The organism is Pseudobdellovibrionaceae bacterium, from assembly GCA_020635075.1.
Classification (GTDB): Bacteria; Bdellovibrionota; Bdellovibrionia; order Bdellovibrionales; family UBA1609; genus JADZEO01.
Window position 1 is genome coordinate 1,747,229 of record JACKAM010000001.1, and the last position, 17,823, is coordinate 1,765,051.

Sequence of the window (17,823 nt, forward strand, 5' to 3'; positions counted from 1 at the left end):
GGTGCCTATCTACTTTTCGTCCCCTTTATCCTCTTTTTCTCCCTTGCCCAGCAATGATTCTTTCACCTCTTTGCTGAACATCTTGGGGCCTATAAAAATGGCCAGAAGATTCTTGGAAAAAGCCGCACTCTCGATGGTGCCCTTCTTTGGAGTTCGACCCACCTGGTTGACTTCGACCTTGTCAGGATAGAAGGTCACGGAGATCCTTTGGCCCTTGCGCATTTCACCCATAAAGGCATTGAATTCTTTCAGTGGACCTTTGTAGTTGCTGCAATCTTCCACACAGCCCTTAAAGACGGCCTCGTCCCAAGCATTGGTGATTTTCTCTTTTTCAACAGTTCGCACAAACTCCATTTCCAAATGCTTTATAGCTGGGGCACCCAAGATCTTATCCGAATCATCCGTCTTGGCTTCAAGGTAAAGTCCGGCAATATAAACCTTAATTGGGATGCCAAATTTGCGAACCTTACGCAGAGCCATGCCGTTGAGGACTAGAGCCTTTTCTCCGACCTTCATTCCCTCATCCATCTTAACACCGTACATTTCACCGGCCTGTGCAGTCAGAGAAATCATTGCAACCAAACTTACGATCGTTTTCAACCAAAACATACTGATACTCCTATCATCTAATGCGCGCCACTAGTTCATCTGGAAAAAACCAAAAAATCAACACCAAAGCGTTCCCATTCCTTCATATTCAACTGATTGAGTAACCCTCTACCCATTCGCATCTGGCAGTCATCACACAGGGATACCCGCACGTCCTCCAGCCACCAGGGTCCTACCCGCAAACGGGGAATCTCCACTGCGTTCACCTCATCGTCTGTCTTGAGATCCTTCTTTTCCATAACCTTCTCGATCAACCGAACATCAACCGCATGGCGGGGAAAGATCACATCATTTTGGCCTTCATCCACCAAAACAAATTGGACATTACCTCGGTCCTCTGTCCAAATTGGTAAAAAGTAGTTATCTCCATTCAAGGATGGAACCTTGAAATCCTCCAATAGCTCCTCTTTTCGTTTGCTTTCATGTCCCTGCATGAAGGCATTAACACTCACCACCTTTTGCCCCCAATAGACATCACGCTCAGGATGGCCCCCGGTAAGGTGAGCAATAAAGGCGAGGGCTTCCTCATATCTTTCCAACGTCATGAGATGGTCAACAAGCTCCGTTGCCGCTTCAAGAAAGTCTGCTTTTTGGGTCAGCGTCTTGTAGTACCACTCCAGACCGCGCTCTTTTTCACCCAACCGGCTAAGGGTTCGAGCGTACCAAAACATGGTATCAAAGGCCTCACCGCCTAATGAAAAGTAGGCCTCGAAAAATCGTTGCGCCTGCTTCCAATCCCCCAGTTGACAATTGGCAATGGCCAAATTTGCCAGGGCCTGCCGGTTGCGTGGCTGCTTGCCAATCACTTGGGAAAAGGCATGTACAGAACATTCAAACTTCTCCAGGGAGTTGCAGATTGCGCCCATATCCAACCAGTCTTCCACATCTGCCTGGCGGGTGATCCGCTTGACGAGAATCCAGGAAACCTCAAGTGAAAACTTCTGCCAAAGCACCAACTGGATACCCATAAATAAGGTCAATCCCACTAAGGTAGAAAGATAAATTCCTTTCCCCAATGTACGCCAGTTACTCTCCGGCCCGACCGCATAGTCACTGATATCCGCCAGCCAATAGCAGTTTTGGCACTCAATTTTACCAAAGGGATTTTCTCGATCTAGCTGGGGACTACCGCACTGCGGACAGTTCTCAGGAAGAACATTCTTAGTGGTTTTCACAATGTCCCATTCTGCCTAAAAGTTGCATCTTGCGCAACGCAGGAAACAGTTTGCTCGCCCGACCAAAGGCGGTGAACTGATTTTGCATACTTCATCTGATGTCATCCTGCGGAGGAATAAAATGGATCTACACCAACAACCGTCAAAATCTCAACTCTCGACGCGACACCAACTATTCATTGAAATTCAGAACCACTGCCCACTATGCGAAGCTCCTCTGATGATTCAGATCTGTCTTCACCCAGACAATTGCAGTTTAAGGGAGGAAGCCCTGTGTACCAATTGTGGGGTTACCACCCGCACAAAGACCCACCGCCTCCACTAAAGACCAGGGTGGAAGTGACAAAATATTGTCACTGGACCTGCGTCTTTTTGGCACCCTCTTAAAACATAATCAGGTCTTCACCCGCCTTGATTTCTTCAGTCGTTGGCGTGGTGAGCGGTGCCAAAGGGCGACTTTTTAGGCGACGAGCTAATAGTGCAACCCAATTCTTCAGCCCAGGATCCGACACTCCTTCCGCCATTTCCAGCAAAGTGGCAGCGGCGAAAATCTGTCCCAGCGTCCAAGCCAGGCTGCGCGCACCCGCCTGAACCTCATCCTCACTGGCCGACTTCATCCAGGCCACGTGACTCTGTAAATTCATAAGAGCCTTTTCTACCCAAGCTCGCTCTTCTTTAAGTCCCGTCACCTTCTTCAATTTCTCCTGAATTTCCACAAAATATAGTTCCAAGTTTTCAGGATTGCGCAAAACTCTCAAGACATCGAGGCTCAATACGTTGGTGGTACCCTCCCAAATAGGGAACACCTGAGCATCCCGAAAGAGTATGGGGATTTCCGTGTCTTCCATATAGCCGGCTCCACCAAAGCACTCCAGCAGCTCACTGGTAAAAGCCACCGCTAACTTGCCCGTATAGAGTTTCACCACCGGGGTGAGTAAACGTAGAACCGCTTTCTCCCCCTCACTGGCATCACCAGTTTCGTCACGTCCCAACAAATGAGCCAATTCCAAAGTTAAGACCGTTCCCAAAGACCACCATGCATAGAAATCGGCCAATGTATCCACATGCAGAGAGTGCTCCCGCAGCACTTGACCAAAGGCCTCTCGTCTCCGGGAAAAATCGCGGGCAATTTGAAAAATCCGCGCACACTGACCAACGGCACATATGGAATTGTACATGCGAGTGATGTTGAGCATGGTCGCCACGGTTTTGACTCCCTGGCCCGGATTGCCAACCATAACAGCGGGAATACCATGAAGCTCAAGTTCCGCCGTCGGCAGGGCCTTCGTGCCCATCTTGTCCTTTAACCTTAACACCCGAACACGATCAAAATTGCCCTCCTGGTCAAAAACTTCCATGGCAAAAAGACTTAATCCTTTGCTCCCAGGGACCGCACCTTCAGGGCGACCCAAGCCCAAGGCCATCTTGCTGGTGGTTGCCGAACAAAACCATTTGGTACCGTGTAGCTCAAAGTTTCCATTCCCAGTTTCCTTAGCAATGGTTTCTGTACGTCCCACATCGCTGCCTCCGGTCTTCTCCGACATCCATTGACCCGAAGTCCAAAACTGATTTGGGTCACGAGTGGTCAATCGGGGATAAAACCGATCTCTGACTGATGAAGAGGCGTAGACCTCCATCACCCGGGCAGCCCCGTCGGCCATCGCCAGGGGGCAGGTGTAAAAAGCTGAACTTGGATGAAACAAATAGAGCTTAGCAAACTGATAGAGCCGGGACCAAGAGCCCTGTTCACGAGCATAGCCAATGGCCACCATGCCTTCTTCAGCTGAGATGCGATGGAGTTTGTCCCAGGCTTGAGACATCTTAAGTTGGTCCTGCCGATGCCCCCAGGCTCCGAAGGGAATGTGCTCAGGCAGGTCCCGCTGCGCCTCCCGAGCCAGGTCAAGAAATTCGCCACAGGCCTTGTTACCCAGGGACATGAGGTCCTCGTTCACCATTGAATAAAACTCTGCCGGCATTCTCCATTTGATAAAAGCCTGAAGCAGGCGGTCTTCCTGATAGGTATTGGAAAATGCGGGTGGGTCTTGAAAAAAATCCGTCATCCTGAATCCCTCCTATAGCATCAAAAAGTGTACAGGGGGGATCAAAGTAAAGGCAATGCCTAGCCTAGATCTTATCCCCCTCTGGCCCAACGGGATGACTATGACCCATCGACTGAGATTTCTTTTTCCATATGCGTCGCCAAATCACCTGGAATGTAGCTCCCAGACCCACTAGACTCACCAGGACATGCCAGACAGATCCGGCGACAGGAATCCAACCGATCACCTCAAAGACGACAACTGCAAGCCCCACTTGCGCCAACAGGTGCTTGCCCTGCGCAAACCTAGCGCGTCCAATAAGGAATACCATGGTCGCTGCACAGCCAATTGTCACCAGGTAGAGGGAAAAGAAAAACTGCACCGGCAAGAGGGTGATCCCCAGCAAAGTGATCGTCAAGACGATGGCCACAGGAATGTAAGTGATCGCGTAGAGAAGCCCCCACAGTCCACAGGCAACGGCCGAATCCTGTAAATTCCGTTTTGCATCAGCAAAGAAGTCGGGAGCCAACTGCACTAGAATCAAAGTCACAATCAAAATGCCAAAAAGCTTAAAGAGCCGAAAGCCCCATAGCCATGTGGCACTCTTAAAATACTCTGTCGGGTCCCAGGTATCATGAGACTCAAAAAAGAAACGAAATGAATCATCAAAAGGAGTCGACACTTCGTAAGGCTCCCCTTGAATCTTCGCACCGGGCTCGACCTTGACCTGCCCTCCTACATTAGTCAGATCTTCGGTCACCTCGGACGAGGGGTACAGGTGGACGCGACCGCCCATCACGCTGAGGCGAGCCACCTTACCACGGATTTCGGCCTGACCGCCTAGGATAACCAACTCTTCAAGGCTTTCACCTTCCTTCAACTCAAAACGTCCCCCCACAACCACACGGCGATTCTCGTTCCCCAGCTCGGTCCCGCCACCACGTTGGCTAGATCGACCTGAGGTTCCCAGTACCTGAAGACGAATCATAGTCATGATTTCTTCAATTGCCGCCTCGGGGGTTGAACTCAGTTTGCTTTCCACCCCATCCAACGCAGGTCCGCTCAATCTGACTTCCGTGGTGGCCGAGGAAATCAGCCGGTCGGCCAAATCCCGGTCGGTCATCAGATCTGTTTCAAGCTTTCTCTGCCAGTTTTCGGGGATTTCAAACCCATAGGAGGACACACTTGCACGGCCCTGACCGAGCTTCACCACCAATTCGGCATCATCTGTGGCAAAGCTGAGTGCACAGAATAGAAAAGTCAGCAGCAACCAAAAATATCTGGTCATTCTAGAAACGCACGTAGGTCATAAGAGAGTATTGCAGTTCCTCTTCACGGAACAACTTGAGAGGCAATTGTTTGGCTTTGGCCGATTTGGAGAACTCTCGCAATTTGATGTCATTGATCACACCGGCACGAAAGTTAACAGGTCCTACATCATAGGATCCCATCAGGCTGACGTTCAGGAACTCGTCTCTTTTGGAGGACACATTTTGCGATGGAACATCGTACTTCCACTCATGGGTAATTCCCACTCGCTGGCTAAATCCCAATTTTTGCGTCACTCTTTCGCTCAACTCGAGAAAGTGCTCCAACTCGGCCTGTTTGTTGCCTTTGGCCGCACCAAAGTAATTCACTGTTCCCCTCTGGGAGTAGAAGTAGTAGCCAGGATACATGTGATAGGCTAACTCCACTCCACGAGCCAAGGGAGTGGTGAACAATAACCGGGCCTGAACCCGAGTCAGCATTTTATTGTCTTTGGAATTATCACTAAGTGGTAAATACAAGCGCAAAGCACCAATCAATCCAATGTCACCGGGCAACAAGGCCAGGTTGTAGTGAAAGTACTGAAAATAGGCATCACCCATAGCCAGGTCGGACTCGACATCTTCACCAAAAAAATCCTTACCTGCACTAGAAAGAAAAAAGACCGGACGAAATGAAACTTTGCTGTCGTAGCTTAAACGGTAGTCAATGGACACAAAGTTGTATGAAGAAAACTGCCCATCACCTTCCCGGTAGTCTTTGGCATTTACTGTTGTCCAGTTGAAATAGCCAAAAGAAAAGGGGGAGCGCTTATTACTCTGCTTGTCTTGCTCCGTCAGAGGAACCAGAGGCTTGCGCTCGGTGGGCAAAGCCGAATCCACCAACTCCCCATCCACGTCAGTTGAGATCTCACCTGTCCCATCCTGACTCGGTGCTGAAACGGGCTCCTGGGCCCCTGCCCCTAGGCTCACGCTCATAGCGATAAGGGCTGTCACAAAAAAGCGGATCTTCATGGTCATTTTCAGTTCCCCCAGCAATCCCAGATCGGACAAGAAAGGCCGCAAATGGCCGCCACGCCTAGGTTTTAGGCCTCGCCCCGGATTTCTCCCATGGATGCCACTATGTTGCAAGGCAAAAGGATTGAATCTGCGGTCGGCCAAGTGTTATCCCGAAGTCGGCTTGTAAGTGTTTTGAGCGACTCCCTTCCTGGGAGCAAAATAAGGGAAAACGCCGTGAAAAAATTTTTTGGACTGCTTCTCCTATTGACCCTGGCGGGCTGCGCCACAACGAATCACAAGGCTCACAAGGGCCAAGAGCCAGGCGTGGTATCCGTCATGGCCTACAACGTGGAAAACCTATTCGATACTGTCCATGATCCTAATCGCAATGATTGGGCCTATTTGCCACTGGATTTCAAAAAGAAATCGTCCGAGCATCGCCAGGCCTGTGAGGAACAAGGAACCAGATATCTTCAGTCCTGTTTAAACATGGATTGGTCAAATGAGATTCTTGAGCGCAAAATGCAACGCCTGGCGGATGTCATCTTGCAGGTCAATGATGGGCGGGGTCCCGATATTCTTATGATGGAAGAAGTGGAAAATGAAAGGGTCCTGAAACGCTTGCGTGACGGCTATTTGAAAAAGGCCAACTATCAAACGCTGGTATTAATCGAGGGGCCCGACAAGAGGGGGATTGATGTAGCTCTGATGTCGCGCCTCCCCCAAGCCGAGCCGGCCCAGCTCCACGTTATTCCCTTTAAAGGCAAAAGCGAAAAAGACCAGGAGTGGATGGAGAAAAGTCGTGGCATACTACAAACTAATCTTAGACTCCCTGATGGGGAAACCCTCACCATATTTGGAGTCCATTTCCCATCACCCTCTAACCCCCAGTACTGGCGAGAACAGGCCATTGATCATTTGATTAAGCTTAAGAATAAACTGCCTGCCGGCAGGATGTATATGGCGGGCGGCGACTTCAATATTGCCGCCGAGGAAGAAGCCAAGGCTGGACAATACCGTACCCGCCTAGCAAAGGACTTTCAAATTTCTCATTTGATTGGCTGTAAGGGCTGTCGCGGGACAAACTACTATCACACCAAGAGATCCTGGTCCTTCCTAGACGCCCTGGTCTTTTCAAAGGAGATGTCACAAAGTGGATCGGCTGGCTGGTACATTGAGCCTGACTCCATTTACATTCCCACTGAGAGCAAGTACCAAGTCAATCGTTGGTTGTCGCCAGCACGCTTTGAATCACACGGCCCCGTTGGCGTCAGCGACCACTGGCCCATCATGGGCTGGCTGAGGCCCAAAAAGAAGCCCCCAGCACAAGCAGCCCATTAGTCGATTTAACTTCTTAGGCGAGAATACCACCGCGTGCGGTCTCTCCTCCGAAGCTTCCGGCGTTGGGCACGCTGAAGTGAGAGAGCACGTCTCGACCCACATCGTGATTATAGCGATTTGAAACCGCAAAGGTTCCCTTTCGATTTGCTCCATAGGCAACAATGGGGACATCCCGATGATCGTGAGTGGGTCTCTCGTGTGGAGAATAGACGATCAAGGTTTCATTGAGGATGCCCATATCCGCAAGCTCCTTCAATAAGTGGGCAAACATCTGCACCTGGAAGGCCGAAATCTCATAGAGGGCATTTCTTTCCTCTGTCGTTGGCGAGCGTGTGAATCCCCCGGGGTGAGTGTGATCATGATATCCACGAACTCCACCCTGACCATGGCCGCTAAAATTGTAATTGAGCGTCACCGATCGGGCGTAGTTAAGTTTGAGAGCCAGGGCCGCACGATGATTCATTGCCCTCAATTGAGGATCAAATTTGGAAGCCACGGTCGCCCCACGCGAGTAGGAGTGGGACAGCGGGTTCTCACGAATCTTGATACATGTGGCAGCAAAGTCCACCGCATCCTGAATCTTCTGTTCATTGGTCGCTTTAACACCGGCAAACTTGGACTCCAAAGATTGTAGCTGTTCCTTGGTTTCTGTATCTAATCCTGCCTGGGTTCGGCTGATATCCAACATCACCTGATCGATAACCTTATTTTCCTTTCCCAACAGCTCAGGAGTCTGATTGACCGGCTGACTGCCGCATACCTTGGAGTCTCCTTTGATGTTGTTGAGAACACGATTCATGTCATACTCGGGCCTAATGTATTGACTCTTGTTAGCGAAGGAAATGGTTTCAAAGGTGGTTTGCAGACTCGAGTAAGGAAAGGCCCCCAGCACAAGGACATCTACCTTTGATTTGTGCTGACTCCTGAGGTGCTGGCCAACCACCACGTCAAAGGACTTGCCGTTAAAAGCTCCTCCTCCGTAGGTGGTGTTGTCGCGGTTTCCAGGGCGACAAGCGGTCGCATAGCGCTTTTGCTTACCATTGTGGTATTCACTGCCATCACCCATGGCACCCAAACCAGTGGCGATGGTCATTTGCGACTGATAGCTCTTCAATGGCCCCAGGTCGTTGTTAAAATTGGTCCGGCTCTTGTCCCAGAAGTCAAAGATTGTGCGAATGGTGATCAAATACTTGCGATCACTGGCCGCATAGGCCTGGTCCAGCTTACCCAGGAGACTGAGCAATTGTATGGGGCCTAAGGTTTTTAGTAATCCCATGCCCACCAAAAACTGACGTCGATCTATTTTGTGAGTCATATTAAAGCCCTCCCAATCCGCGGACCACCATCTCGGCAACCACCTGCCTGATAGATTTACCTGCTATCGCTGGTTTTACGTCCGACTTCTCGATGGCATTAAACCCCTGAGTATAGGGACTGGATGTGATGTAATTGTAAACCTGGCTGGCAAAGCAGGTGTTAAAGGCCTCACTGCGAGCCAGTTTGCCGACAAATTCCAGGGAGTTGTTGAATTGTATGCCTTCCACCCGACCCGTCGCCACCACGTCATGTCCGGTGTAGTATTTTGTGCGTGTTGCGCCAAAGACACCAATTTCCTCTAGAGCCAGGCCGTGGTGATCAAATTGGTCATGGCAACTAGCACAGGCGGGAAAACCTCGAAAATATGCCATGCGCGCCGGAGGAGACAGGTCCATAGGGGCGTTGTTCACGACTTCGTCGACTTTTTCCTGAATCGCACTGGTGGGAAATTGAATATCCTTACACAACAGATAATTCACCACATAAGAACCACGGCGAATGGGGTTGGGATTGTCGGTGTCGTGGTCGGCCGTCAGATAGGACATAAAAGCTGTTCCGAACAAGGTTTTGGTCCCCTGCCCTCGGGACCATCCGCTAGTGATCCCCGAAATTCCATATAGACCGGCTAACCCCGGATTAACCACGTTGTATTTGAGCTCCATTAACGAGGATATGTAGTCTCCGTCACCCATCAGTTGAGCAAAGATCAGAGCCGGCTCCAGCATGATGTCTGACACAAATACATTTTTATATTTTGTTGTTGATGACATCAAGGTGCTGACCTTGAGCCATTGAAGGACAAACATCTCTGCAAAGCGCACCGGGGAAGCCTGAAGCAGGCGCTCGACATGATCACGGATAACCTGCTCATCAACGAGCTTTCCTGCTTCGATATCATTCTGTAATTCATCATCCGGATAGGAGCCGGTGATATAATAAGAAAGTAAGTTGCCAATCTTAAAACTGCGCTTCAACGGATCTCCTTCATTGGCATTAAAAATCTTGTAGTGAAAGAAGGGGGATGCGAAGACACGGAATAGAAAATAAAAATCTCGGTCAGCCGTCGTATAGGAGTTGTAAAAGTTCTTCAGATTAGCCTGTTCCTGTGTACTCAAGGACTTCTTCCACATGCGTGGCAAAAGATTTTGCAACAAAGAGTCTGCGCAGGAGCCCGCTGCCGGACACAGGCGTTTGAAAAGATTAGAGGAAACAAAATAGCCCGCCAGCTTACGGGCAAACTCGAACTGATCCTTTTCAATATTGGGGTAAGTATTCACCAAGGTGTGGTTCTTGTATGAGCCATCATAGAGATTCTCAGTAAATCCGTTGATGACGTTATCCATATCAGAGATCGTTCCCGCACTCATACCGTCAAGGAGATCCCGTGTCACATATCGGTATTCGCCCTTAGTTAAGCGAGTGTAGAATTTCAAATCGCTCACTGTCTTTAGACCGAGAACCTGCATGGAACTGGGTGCTGAACTACCTAATGACTTGGCTCGAAACGGTTCACTGCAGTTGTTAAACCCTAAAGAAATAAACCCAAACAACACAGAGAAAACCAGCCAAGGCATCCGAGTGGTCGCATCATACAACCGCCGCACGGCTACCTCCTGACATCACTTCTTCGCTCAAGATGACATTTGAAATCCAACCAAGGATCTCCAACCTGCAAGTGTAAGGTTGCAACGACAGGGCCAACTCTCCACCCCGAGGGTGGAGTTTCCAGTGAGAGGGCTTAACCACTTGTTCAGCAATAGAACAGGTCGGTGGCGGCTTTGACAGTCACCCTAGATTTTGACAGATTAACCCTAACTTATTGAATTATCTGGCTAAAAATTTAGCGCAAAAACATTTGCCCGTAAGGGAGAGCCCGCCCCCAGGACTCAGCTAAGCAGCCGGTCCATCCCAGTTGGTGGCCTGTGCGAAGTTCAATCAGGCTGTCACCCTTGAAATCGTAGGCTCTGGTGGCTTTCTTGTCTTCTTCAGGAGGATTGGAGATCCTGGGAATTTCAAAGACCACTCGGCGCAATCGGCCCTCAGGAAAACTACAAGTGCCGGCAATCGCCAATGGACTATCAGCATAGGTCGACAAGACGATCTTGGTGGTGCCGTATTTGGAGAAGTCCACCGATCGGTCTTTGGACCTCAGCTTTCGTGAGCCACTGGTGTTCAGTCGCAATTCGCCATCAGAAAAAGACACCACCTTGCCGTCACGAACAGTGAAAAAACCAAAAACCTGAAAGGTCTCTGTCATGTTCTCTTTGGCTGACATATCACCCAGAATGAGATCCTGAAAGACCTCGTTGCCAGAGGCAGTGCGGAAATAAAAGCTATACTTATCTTCCCACTGGGTTGCTCCCTGCTCATCCACAAATGATCCCGAGGTCACCAAGTCCGCAACCATCGACAGCCTCTCACTGATTTCGGCCTTTTTCTCCAAAGCCAAATCAACGCCCTTAAGGGGCTTCAAATCTACGGCCAGATCCTCAGTGGTATAGCTCAGGTGATCCAATACCTCCCCTTGCTGACCATCAGCTCCACGAGAAGCAGAGAGGGTTTCATATCTCTCTTCACCAAAGACTCGCGCCTCAACTCGATCATCCTGTACCTGGCAATTTTGATACTTGAAGTAAAAGACCTCACGACCCTTATTCGCAGAATTGAGAATGCGATCCCGCCGACACTTGCGATTTTCCTCGGCGGAGGGAAGCAATGCCTCACCCTTTTTTAATGCCGTTTCCAAAATGTACTGAGCCTGAAGCAGACGGCCACTCAGATAGTAGGTGTAACCAATCCCCGGATTTTCAGCCACCGATAGTGGTGTCACTTCGTTGCGTCTGGTATGCACAGTTTCATAGGGCTTATCAGGGGGAGTGCATCCGCTTAGAGCCAGTAACATCAAGCTTCCCAGGATGACGACAAATCGAAACATTTTAGGCATAACCCCTCCCCGCCGTTCTGCTATAAGGGGGTGCCATGGGGATTGTCTAGCACACTCCCCATTGACTGAATGCGTTAGAAATTTTTCTGGGCTCCCCTCCATCGCCGATAGGGGAGATACTAGCTGGTAGACAAGGAGTTCGATTTGAAGCGAAGGAATTGGTGGGTTTTGCTTGGTGTCGTTTTGCTTTCAGTAGGACTCAGCTCGTGTTCCGACGAGGATGGGGATGAAGAAGGCCCGACCGACGAGATTCACTCCCCTTGGCAGTCTTCAGGTGGCAGCATTGGCACTCAGATCAACCACCTGAGACTCAAATCCCTCTTTGGCCAAAGTCTTGATTGGGAACAGGCTTACGACCTGTTGTTGTCCCTAGGATATGAGGAATGCTCTGCACTTCCGGCTAACCTGAGATTCAGGGTGCGGGAGGGATTGAGGAGCTTTGTTGTTCAACACGCCACCCCTGATCAGGTCTACCGCAATGGGTTTCGCCATTTATTTGTTAGCGAGAAGGATTCTCCCACCCTGTTTCTCGAACTGGATTGCCATGAACAATCTGTCGTATCCCAATAGCATTCTTTGAACAGACCTCTCAATCCTTGCAATTGTTAGAATTGTCTGTCGCCCCGCGCGGTGCGCACCGACACCAAAGTGAACTCTAATCCCGGGCACAGTGATTGCAGTTCACCGTCGTGACAAAGATCAGTGGCAACTTGCCACTGATCTAAAGTTTCATTTCAAGGGGTAGGGTGAAACCAAGGGAGACCACTATGAAAAAAACAACTCGTCGCAAGCAACAAATTCAATCCAGGAATCAGTCAGTCGCCTCAGCATCCAAGTTAGGGCGTTGGCTCTTGGCCGGAGTTATGGCCTTTGGACTTCTCCAGTCAGCAACGGCCGATGTGCAATTGGGTGATGTGGATGTGGCTGGTAACGGCTGTCCCGGCGGCGACAATGTCTATGTCTTCCACAGCCAGTATTCAGGACGCTTGATTGTTGTCTTTTGGGAATACGAGCTCGATCAATCCAAGTCTTCGTCCCGGATTTTGCGCCAGGCCTGCTCGGCAGCTATTCCTTTCTCTCTTCCACCTGGGGAAAGATTGGTCCTGGAGTCTCCGGCCATGGGTGGCTACTTCGATATGGATGCCGAAACATCTTTGCAGACAAAAATGGAAGCCTTTTTCGCCGGCAACTCAAGTCCTGAGGTTAAAGGAACCATCGAAACCACCGATTCTGGTGAGACCAGTCGCTACTACTTTCGTGACGACAATATTCAAGTGGTCTCCCAGTGTGGTGAAGAAGGAATCTTGCGCCTAAACACCTCGCTCCTGTTAAAGGGAAAAGGTGGCACATCCAAAGCGAATGTCAAAACCGCAGCGGTCACGCTTAAGACTGAACCCTGCAGTATCAATTAGGATCAGCGGGGATCTCGACCGACAGGTTGTTACCCATCATTCCGTTGAAAAAATACTGAAGAAGAGCGTGAAGGCGGCGATTGAGCCGCCTTTCGTTTGATTCTTCAACAAACTTTAGAGGGGATATCCCACGCGTGTCTTCGTGGCTGTGAAAATCTGCGCCTTTGCCCTCGCTCCACAACAAAAAAAAGTCTCGATCCAAATACCAAAAAGCACTTTCTGATCGATTCATCACCCAAGACGTCTGGGAATCAAACACAGAATGCCCCAGTCGCGTCCACTTCTCAGGGCGCAAACCAAGAACATGCATGATGGAAAGGGGTACATCCACGTGTTGAACTGGCTGGGCGGGATCCGTTTCAGGCAACAGACGTCCCGGATGAAAAAACATGATGGGGACCCGATAGCGCCCCAGCACATCTTCATAGCCAGGGCGATCCGACTTGGTGGTGTGGTCTGCGGTGAGGACAAACAAAGTGTTTTTGTACCAATCCTGTTTTTCCGCATAGGCAAAAAACTTCTTCAGAGCAAAGTCCGTATAACCGATGCTTTCATGAATCTCCAGAGTGCCCTTGGGAAACCTGCCCGCATACTTTTGCGGCACACTGTAGGGCTGGTGACTGCTCAGGGTAAACACGACAACCCCAAAAGGAGTCTGCATCTTGCTCAACTGATCGACGGTGAACTTGAGAAAGGGTTCATCATAGATCCCCCAGTTACCGTCGAAGTCCGCCCTATTTGGGTATTCGTTCAAACCGAAATAGTGATCAAATCCGGTTCGCTGAGCATAACTGTCAAAGTACATGGTGCCATTTTCAGCACCATGGAAAAAAGCCGTTTGGTAACCTTCCTTTTTCAAAACGTGACCCAAGCCTTCCACGTTGTTGCTCGACAGGCTTGAAGTAATGAATGGATCCTGAAGCCAACTGGGAAGACCCGAAAGTAGACTTGGAATTGCTTCAATAGACCGACGGCCGTTAGCAAAGCTGTTGCGAAAAAAGTAAGAGCGCAGAGCTAGGTCATCCAAGAAGGGGGTATAACCCTTACCCTCGTGAGGAAGCCCCATGAACTCAAGGGCAAAACTCTCAAGCACAATCAATACCACATTTTCATGAGTCGGCGCATGAGGCCAAACCACCGGTGCGGGGAGAATCTCGCCGATCTCACTTTCATCGATAAAGTAGCTACGTTTTTTGAGCTCCTCTCCCTTGTTGGTGCGCAAAAGTGTGAAGGTGGTGTTGAGGGACAAAACCCCCAGAGCCTCATGCGAAAAAATAAAAGCGTTCGTCGTCTTCAAAGGTTTCAGCTGCAGCCCCCCCCTTGCGGCTACGGTGAGCATCAGCAACAGCAAAACTCCACCCATGGTTCGTTTCCATAATGGCCTAACTTCCTTCACCTGATACATATTGTAATGGGGAAACAAGCGATAAAGGCCATAGCCAATCACCACGGCTGCAAAAGTCAAATACCAATAATAGAGGGCCATCTGCCAAATCTGATCCTGAATATCATCAGCCAGATTAAACAGCTCCAGAGTCATCCGCCGCCCGGTGAACTGATAGAGTTCAATGTCTGCCAGGTTACAAGAAACAAATATCAAGTTTAGGCTTATAAACAACAGCAACTTCAGACGTTGAAACCAAATCATCTCCTGGATGATCGGTGGAAACAGCAGTAACAAAAAAACCGGGAAATTGGAAAACACCACTGCCACCATGTCAAATCGCAGACCGTGGATAAAGGCTTCTATAATCTCTCTCCACTCCACCCCAACAAATACATCCATGTGGGTGAGGTAAAAAAACAGGCGCAGCAGTGAGTAGACACCCATCAGGCCAGCAAAGATTTTGAGAGTTCGATTCCACAAAACCGACAGGGTCAGCATCGGCCTTCCCTCCTCGACTCCAGTTTGGTCGTCAACCGATTTTTCATTTCTCCACTAATCGTATGACCCAAATCCGGAATCAGCTCAAAAGTCCCCTGCCACCCCTGTTCGAGGAGGCGGCGATGGCTCTCCCGGGCCATCTCGGGATCGACCAAAGAGTCTTTCTCACCATGGATGGCATCCAAGTAAAAGGACCCAGGGGATTCCAAGTCTTCGTGGCGAAATCGACAATGTAATCCCACCACCTGATTCACCGAGGGCAATGTTTTGCCCAAAAAAGGAGCCAGGTATCCCCCCTGGGAGAATCCGATTATCTTCTGCACCCTGGACTCAAGTTGCTGGGACTTTAGCCATGTCCTGACATAATCGACACCAGCACTGATTGGAATATAGTAGTATTTCTGCCGAGTGGAATAAAAATACCAGGAATATCCGAGGCGCCATTCACCCTCTGGCTGCTGAAAGGGAACGGGAAAGGGGCCGTCCAAAGCCACCACTTCAAATGCAGGCGGAATCGCGTCCGCCAGGCGCTGATAAAACCGCTCCGCTGTTTGTTGGTACCCGTGAAGCAACAAGGCCACTGGCGAACTGGATTCTGCCGGCCGACGTATAAATTCGCCCCTCGTTTCCACCTGACTGACCCAACTGCCCTTTGTGATGTCTGACACCCCGAAGCCTCTTCCGCGAAATTCAACTCACAAGCACCTCTCAATTTAGAGATGAGATCCAGACTGGGCAAGCGGTGTTTGCCTTTAAAGCCTCGACTTGGGTCTTCAAAATCTGTCGAACTTCTCAACAAGGGCTGCGACATTTTGGTGTTTGGCGTTAATATTGCGCAAAGGATGCCAAACCATGGAAAACCCTCAGCTATTTTCCCAAAATGACTCAATCATCGAAGTTAAAAATCCGATGAGATAACACTGTGGGTACAATTCAGAGGTTCCAACAATCTATGCCATCGGTGCTGGTCGCAGCCGGCACAATTCTCGCTCTTATGGGCTGTGTAGGCCCCACGACCCCCTTTGGCGGTATCCATAGCTTGGGTGTCCCCGGTCAAACAAATCTTAAAGCTCAAATCGCGAGCGAACCCGAGGTGGCGCGGGCCCAGGACGCTCAGGGCTTCTATTCTCCTGAACCCACCAAGGCTCATATCCGCTTCAATCCGGATCGCCAGGTCCTTCATGGTCGACACAGCTTTAAGGTCGCCATCCATGATCCGAGGGGCATTTCTGAAACCTCCCGCTGGAAGATCTACTTCAATGGTTATGATGTCACCAAACAAATTCTCCCCTCAATGGTCAGCTATTTGGATGAAGACCAACGCACTCTCAACCTGGAATTCCCAAATCTCCGCGTCCGCCCTGATCGAGATAATCGCATTGAGGTTGCCTTTTTCCACTCGGACCGCTCTCCCCCCGTGATTGAAGAGTGGATGAGTCCCGAGTGTTCTCTTTATGAACACCTGAAGGTCAACACCACCGGGCGATTTGATGTGTCTCAACAGATTCTCACCAAGATCGCGGCCTGGTCAAAGGAGCATGAGATCAATCCAAGCTTGGTGACCGGCCTAGTGGCACAGGAGTCCGGCTTTGATCCTCAAGCTGTCAGCTGGGCCAAGGCCATCGGATTAACCCAGGTCACACCAATTGGTGACTTGGAAATTTCTCGCTACGAGCCTAATTGGCCTCGCTCGGAGAAGATCAATCGCCTTCCCGCCGGCCTGGTCAAAACAATGATCCAAGTCGGCAAGATCACCTCTAAGGATGATTGGCGTCTGGATCCTGAGCTCTCCATTCGTGGCGGCCTGACCTTATTGGAATATTTTGAGCGCTATTGGCGGATGAAAATGAATTTCTCCCGGCTGGAGGCCACCTTTCCTCATCCCGAGGAGGTCTTTACGCCGGTGGTCCTAGCCTCCTATCACTCAGGTGCGGCCCGAGTAAAAAGAGCCATTAATGAATCCGGTCGGCAGTTTTTGGATGCCGTTTATCTGAAGGAAGCCAAAAAATACGTTAATCGAGTGAGCAGCTATTGCTATCACTTTGCCGAAAGGGAGGTCAGCGATGAGAGCGCGCCCTAGACTCCTCCTTCTTATGGCTCTGGTCTTTCTTGGATTGGTGATTTCGTTTCCTGTGCAAGTGTTCGTGCTTTACGGACACGGCCTGGATGAATGGCCGCAGCTGCTGAGCAAGATCTCCTTGCTCAATTACTTAGTGGCCTTCAGCCTTTTGGCTAACATACCCTTCATTCTGCGAGCCTCACAGTGGTTGTGGGTGACCCTTCCCCTCACCATTCTTATGGTCGGCTGGAACAATTGGGTTGTCTCGGCTGCAGGTCATGATTTTTCACAAGCCACAACCTGGGTGGCCACCGGAGCATTTAGCGCTCTGGCGGGGTTTATATTCCTGCCGTCAGTCTGGTCCTTGTTGCGAGAGCCGAAAAAGAGATGGTGGCTCCAGGCCCCACGGAAAGAGGTGTCTTTGCCCATGACTCTTGAACCTGTGCGAGGCACCACCATTCAGGCTCGCACTTTTGACCTTTCACGAACGGGAGCCTTTATCCCTCTCGACAAAGAGAGAGATGGCGAATATCCCGTCAGGGCAGGTGATGTCATTACTGTGAAGTTTAACTTGGGTTCTCTAAAACGCATCAGCTGCCACGCTCGCGTGGTCCGCAGGGCCATATCCGTGGGCCACTACCCCTCTGGCATTGGCCTACAGTTTATCGAGTTAAAACGTACCCATGAGCGCATTCTCCGCGACTATGTTGACAGTATTCCGGAGACCAATGGCCGTGGTTTAAGCCTGGGAATCTAACCCACACATTATGGTTGATCC

The 17,823-nt window shown here is 50.1% G+C and carries 15 protein-coding genes; 5 read left to right on the forward strand and 10 right to left on the reverse strand.

The features are described from left to right. Positions 1-9: 9 nt before the first annotated feature. The 5 genes from H6624_07550 to H6624_07570 form a co-directional block, all read right to left on the reverse strand. On the reverse strand, positions 10-609 hold the full coding sequence (locus tag H6624_07550; protein ID MCB9084184.1) for a chalcone isomerase family protein: 600 nt from the start codon (positions 607-609) through the stop codon (positions 10-12). A 35-nt stretch (positions 610-644) separates the two neighbouring features. After that, positions 645-1,784: a tetratricopeptide repeat protein gene (locus tag H6624_07555; protein MCB9084185.1), complete on the reverse strand. Its 1,140-nt coding sequence runs from the start codon at positions 1,782-1,784 to the stop codon at positions 645-647. A 383-nt stretch (positions 1,785-2,167) separates the two neighbouring features. After that, the gene (locus H6624_07560) at positions 2,168-3,844 is read right to left on the reverse strand and encodes an acyl-CoA dehydrogenase family protein (protein MCB9084186.1); all 1,677 of its coding nucleotides are present in this window, start codon (positions 3,842-3,844) and stop codon (positions 2,168-2,170) included. Between the two features lie 64 nt (positions 3,845-3,908). After that, on the reverse strand, positions 3,909-5,111 hold the full coding sequence (locus H6624_07565; protein MCB9084187.1) for a hypothetical protein: 1,203 nt from the start codon (positions 5,109-5,111) through the stop codon (positions 3,909-3,911). A gap of 1 nt (position 5,112) precedes the next feature. Then, positions 5,113-6,108, reverse strand: coding sequence for a hypothetical protein (locus H6624_07570; protein MCB9084188.1), 996 nt, complete (start codon positions 6,106-6,108; stop codon positions 5,113-5,115). A 213-nt stretch (positions 6,109-6,321) separates the two neighbouring features. On the opposite strand from H6624_07570, the gene H6624_07575 reads away from it, so the two are divergent. Further along, positions 6,322-7,428, forward strand: coding sequence for an endonuclease/exonuclease/phosphatase family protein (locus tag H6624_07575; GenBank protein MCB9084189.1), 1,107 nt, complete (start codon positions 6,322-6,324; stop codon positions 7,426-7,428). A gap of 13 nt (positions 7,429-7,441) precedes the next feature. Here H6624_07575 and H6624_07580 read toward each other — a convergent pair whose 3' ends face one another. From H6624_07580 to H6624_07590, 3 genes are all read right to left on the reverse strand, one after another. Next, positions 7,442-8,743, reverse strand: a complete 1,302-nt coding sequence (locus tag H6624_07580) for a DUF1552 domain-containing protein (protein ID MCB9084190.1) — start codon at positions 8,741-8,743, stop codon at positions 7,442-7,444. 1 nt (position 8,744) lies between these two features. Further along, positions 8,745-10,349, reverse strand: a complete 1,605-nt coding sequence (locus H6624_07585; GenBank protein MCB9084191.1) for a DUF1592 domain-containing protein — start codon at positions 10,347-10,349, stop codon at positions 8,745-8,747. Between the two features lie 236 nt (positions 10,350-10,585). Next, positions 10,586-11,689 carry a hypothetical protein gene (locus H6624_07590; GenBank protein MCB9084192.1) on the reverse strand — a complete coding sequence of 368 codons (1,104 nt, stop codon included), beginning with the start codon at positions 11,687-11,689 and terminating at the stop codon, positions 10,586-10,588. Positions 11,690-11,833: 144 nt separating this feature from the next. Here H6624_07590 and H6624_07595 point away from each other — a divergent pair, with 144 nt between their 5' ends. Next, a complete protein-coding gene (locus tag H6624_07595) occupies positions 11,834-12,259 on the forward strand; it encodes a hypothetical protein (protein ID MCB9084193.1) in 426 nt (141 codons plus the stop codon). A 197-nt stretch (positions 12,260-12,456) separates the two neighbouring features. Further along, positions 12,457-13,101 (forward strand): DUF4360 domain-containing protein, encoded by a 645-nt coding sequence (locus H6624_07600; GenBank protein ID MCB9084194.1) that lies wholly within the window; start codon positions 12,457-12,459, stop codon positions 13,099-13,101. Here H6624_07600 and H6624_07605 read toward each other — a convergent pair. Continuing rightward, complete coding sequence (locus H6624_07605) at positions 13,094-14,986, reverse strand: LTA synthase family protein (protein ID MCB9084195.1); 1,893 nt, start codon at positions 14,984-14,986, stop codon at positions 13,094-13,096. The genes H6624_07600 and H6624_07605 overlap by 8 nt on opposite strands. Further along, the gene (locus H6624_07610; GenBank protein ID MCB9084196.1) at positions 14,980-15,654 is read right to left on the reverse strand and encodes a hypothetical protein; all 675 of its coding nucleotides are present in this window, start codon (positions 15,652-15,654) and stop codon (positions 14,980-14,982) included. Before H6624_07610 ends, H6624_07605 begins: the two co-directional genes overlap by 7 nt. 284 nt (positions 15,655-15,938) lie before the next feature. Between H6624_07610 and H6624_07615 the strand changes: the two genes are divergently transcribed. Then, positions 15,939-17,066 (forward strand): transglycosylase SLT domain-containing protein, encoded by a 1,128-nt coding sequence (locus tag H6624_07615; GenBank protein ID MCB9084197.1) that lies wholly within the window; start codon positions 15,939-15,941, stop codon positions 17,064-17,066. Further along, entirely contained in the window at positions 17,050-17,802 is a 753-nt protein-coding gene (locus tag H6624_07620; GenBank protein MCB9084198.1) for a PilZ domain-containing protein, read from the forward strand. The genes H6624_07615 and H6624_07620 overlap by 17 nt, the downstream gene beginning before the upstream one ends. Positions 17,803-17,823 lie beyond the last annotated feature (21 nt).

Coding starts and splice junctions, on each gene's coding strand:
- H6624_07560 (MCB9084186.1), bottom strand. CDS start 3,844: ATGACGGATTTTTTTCAAGACCCACCCGCATTTTCCAATACCTATCAG.
- H6624_07605 (MCB9084195.1), bottom strand. CDS start 14,986: ATGCTGACCCTGTCGGTTTTGTGGAATCGAACTCTCAAAATCTTTGCT.
- H6624_07580 (MCB9084190.1), bottom strand. CDS start 8,743: ATGACTCACAAAATAGATCGACGTCAGTTTTTGGTGGGCATGGGATTA.
- H6624_07570 (MCB9084188.1), bottom strand. CDS start 6,108: ATGACCATGAAGATCCGCTTTTTTGTGACAGCCCTTATCGCTATGAGC.
- H6624_07550 (MCB9084184.1), bottom strand. CDS start 609: ATGTTTTGGTTGAAAACGATCGTAAGTTTGGTTGCAATGATTTCTCTG.
- H6624_07565 (MCB9084187.1), bottom strand. CDS start 5,111: ATGACCAGATATTTTTGGTTGCTGCTGACTTTTCTATTCTGTGCACTC.
- H6624_07615 (MCB9084197.1), top strand. CDS start 15,939: ATGCCATCGGTGCTGGTCGCAGCCGGCACAATTCTCGCTCTTATGGGC.
- H6624_07600 (MCB9084194.1), top strand. CDS start 12,457: ATGAAAAAAACAACTCGTCGCAAGCAACAAATTCAATCCAGGAATCAG.
- H6624_07620 (MCB9084198.1), top strand. CDS start 17,050: ATGAGAGCGCGCCCTAGACTCCTCCTTCTTATGGCTCTGGTCTTTCTT.
- H6624_07590 (MCB9084192.1), bottom strand. CDS start 11,689: ATGCCTAAAATGTTTCGATTTGTCGTCATCCTGGGAAGCTTGATGTTA.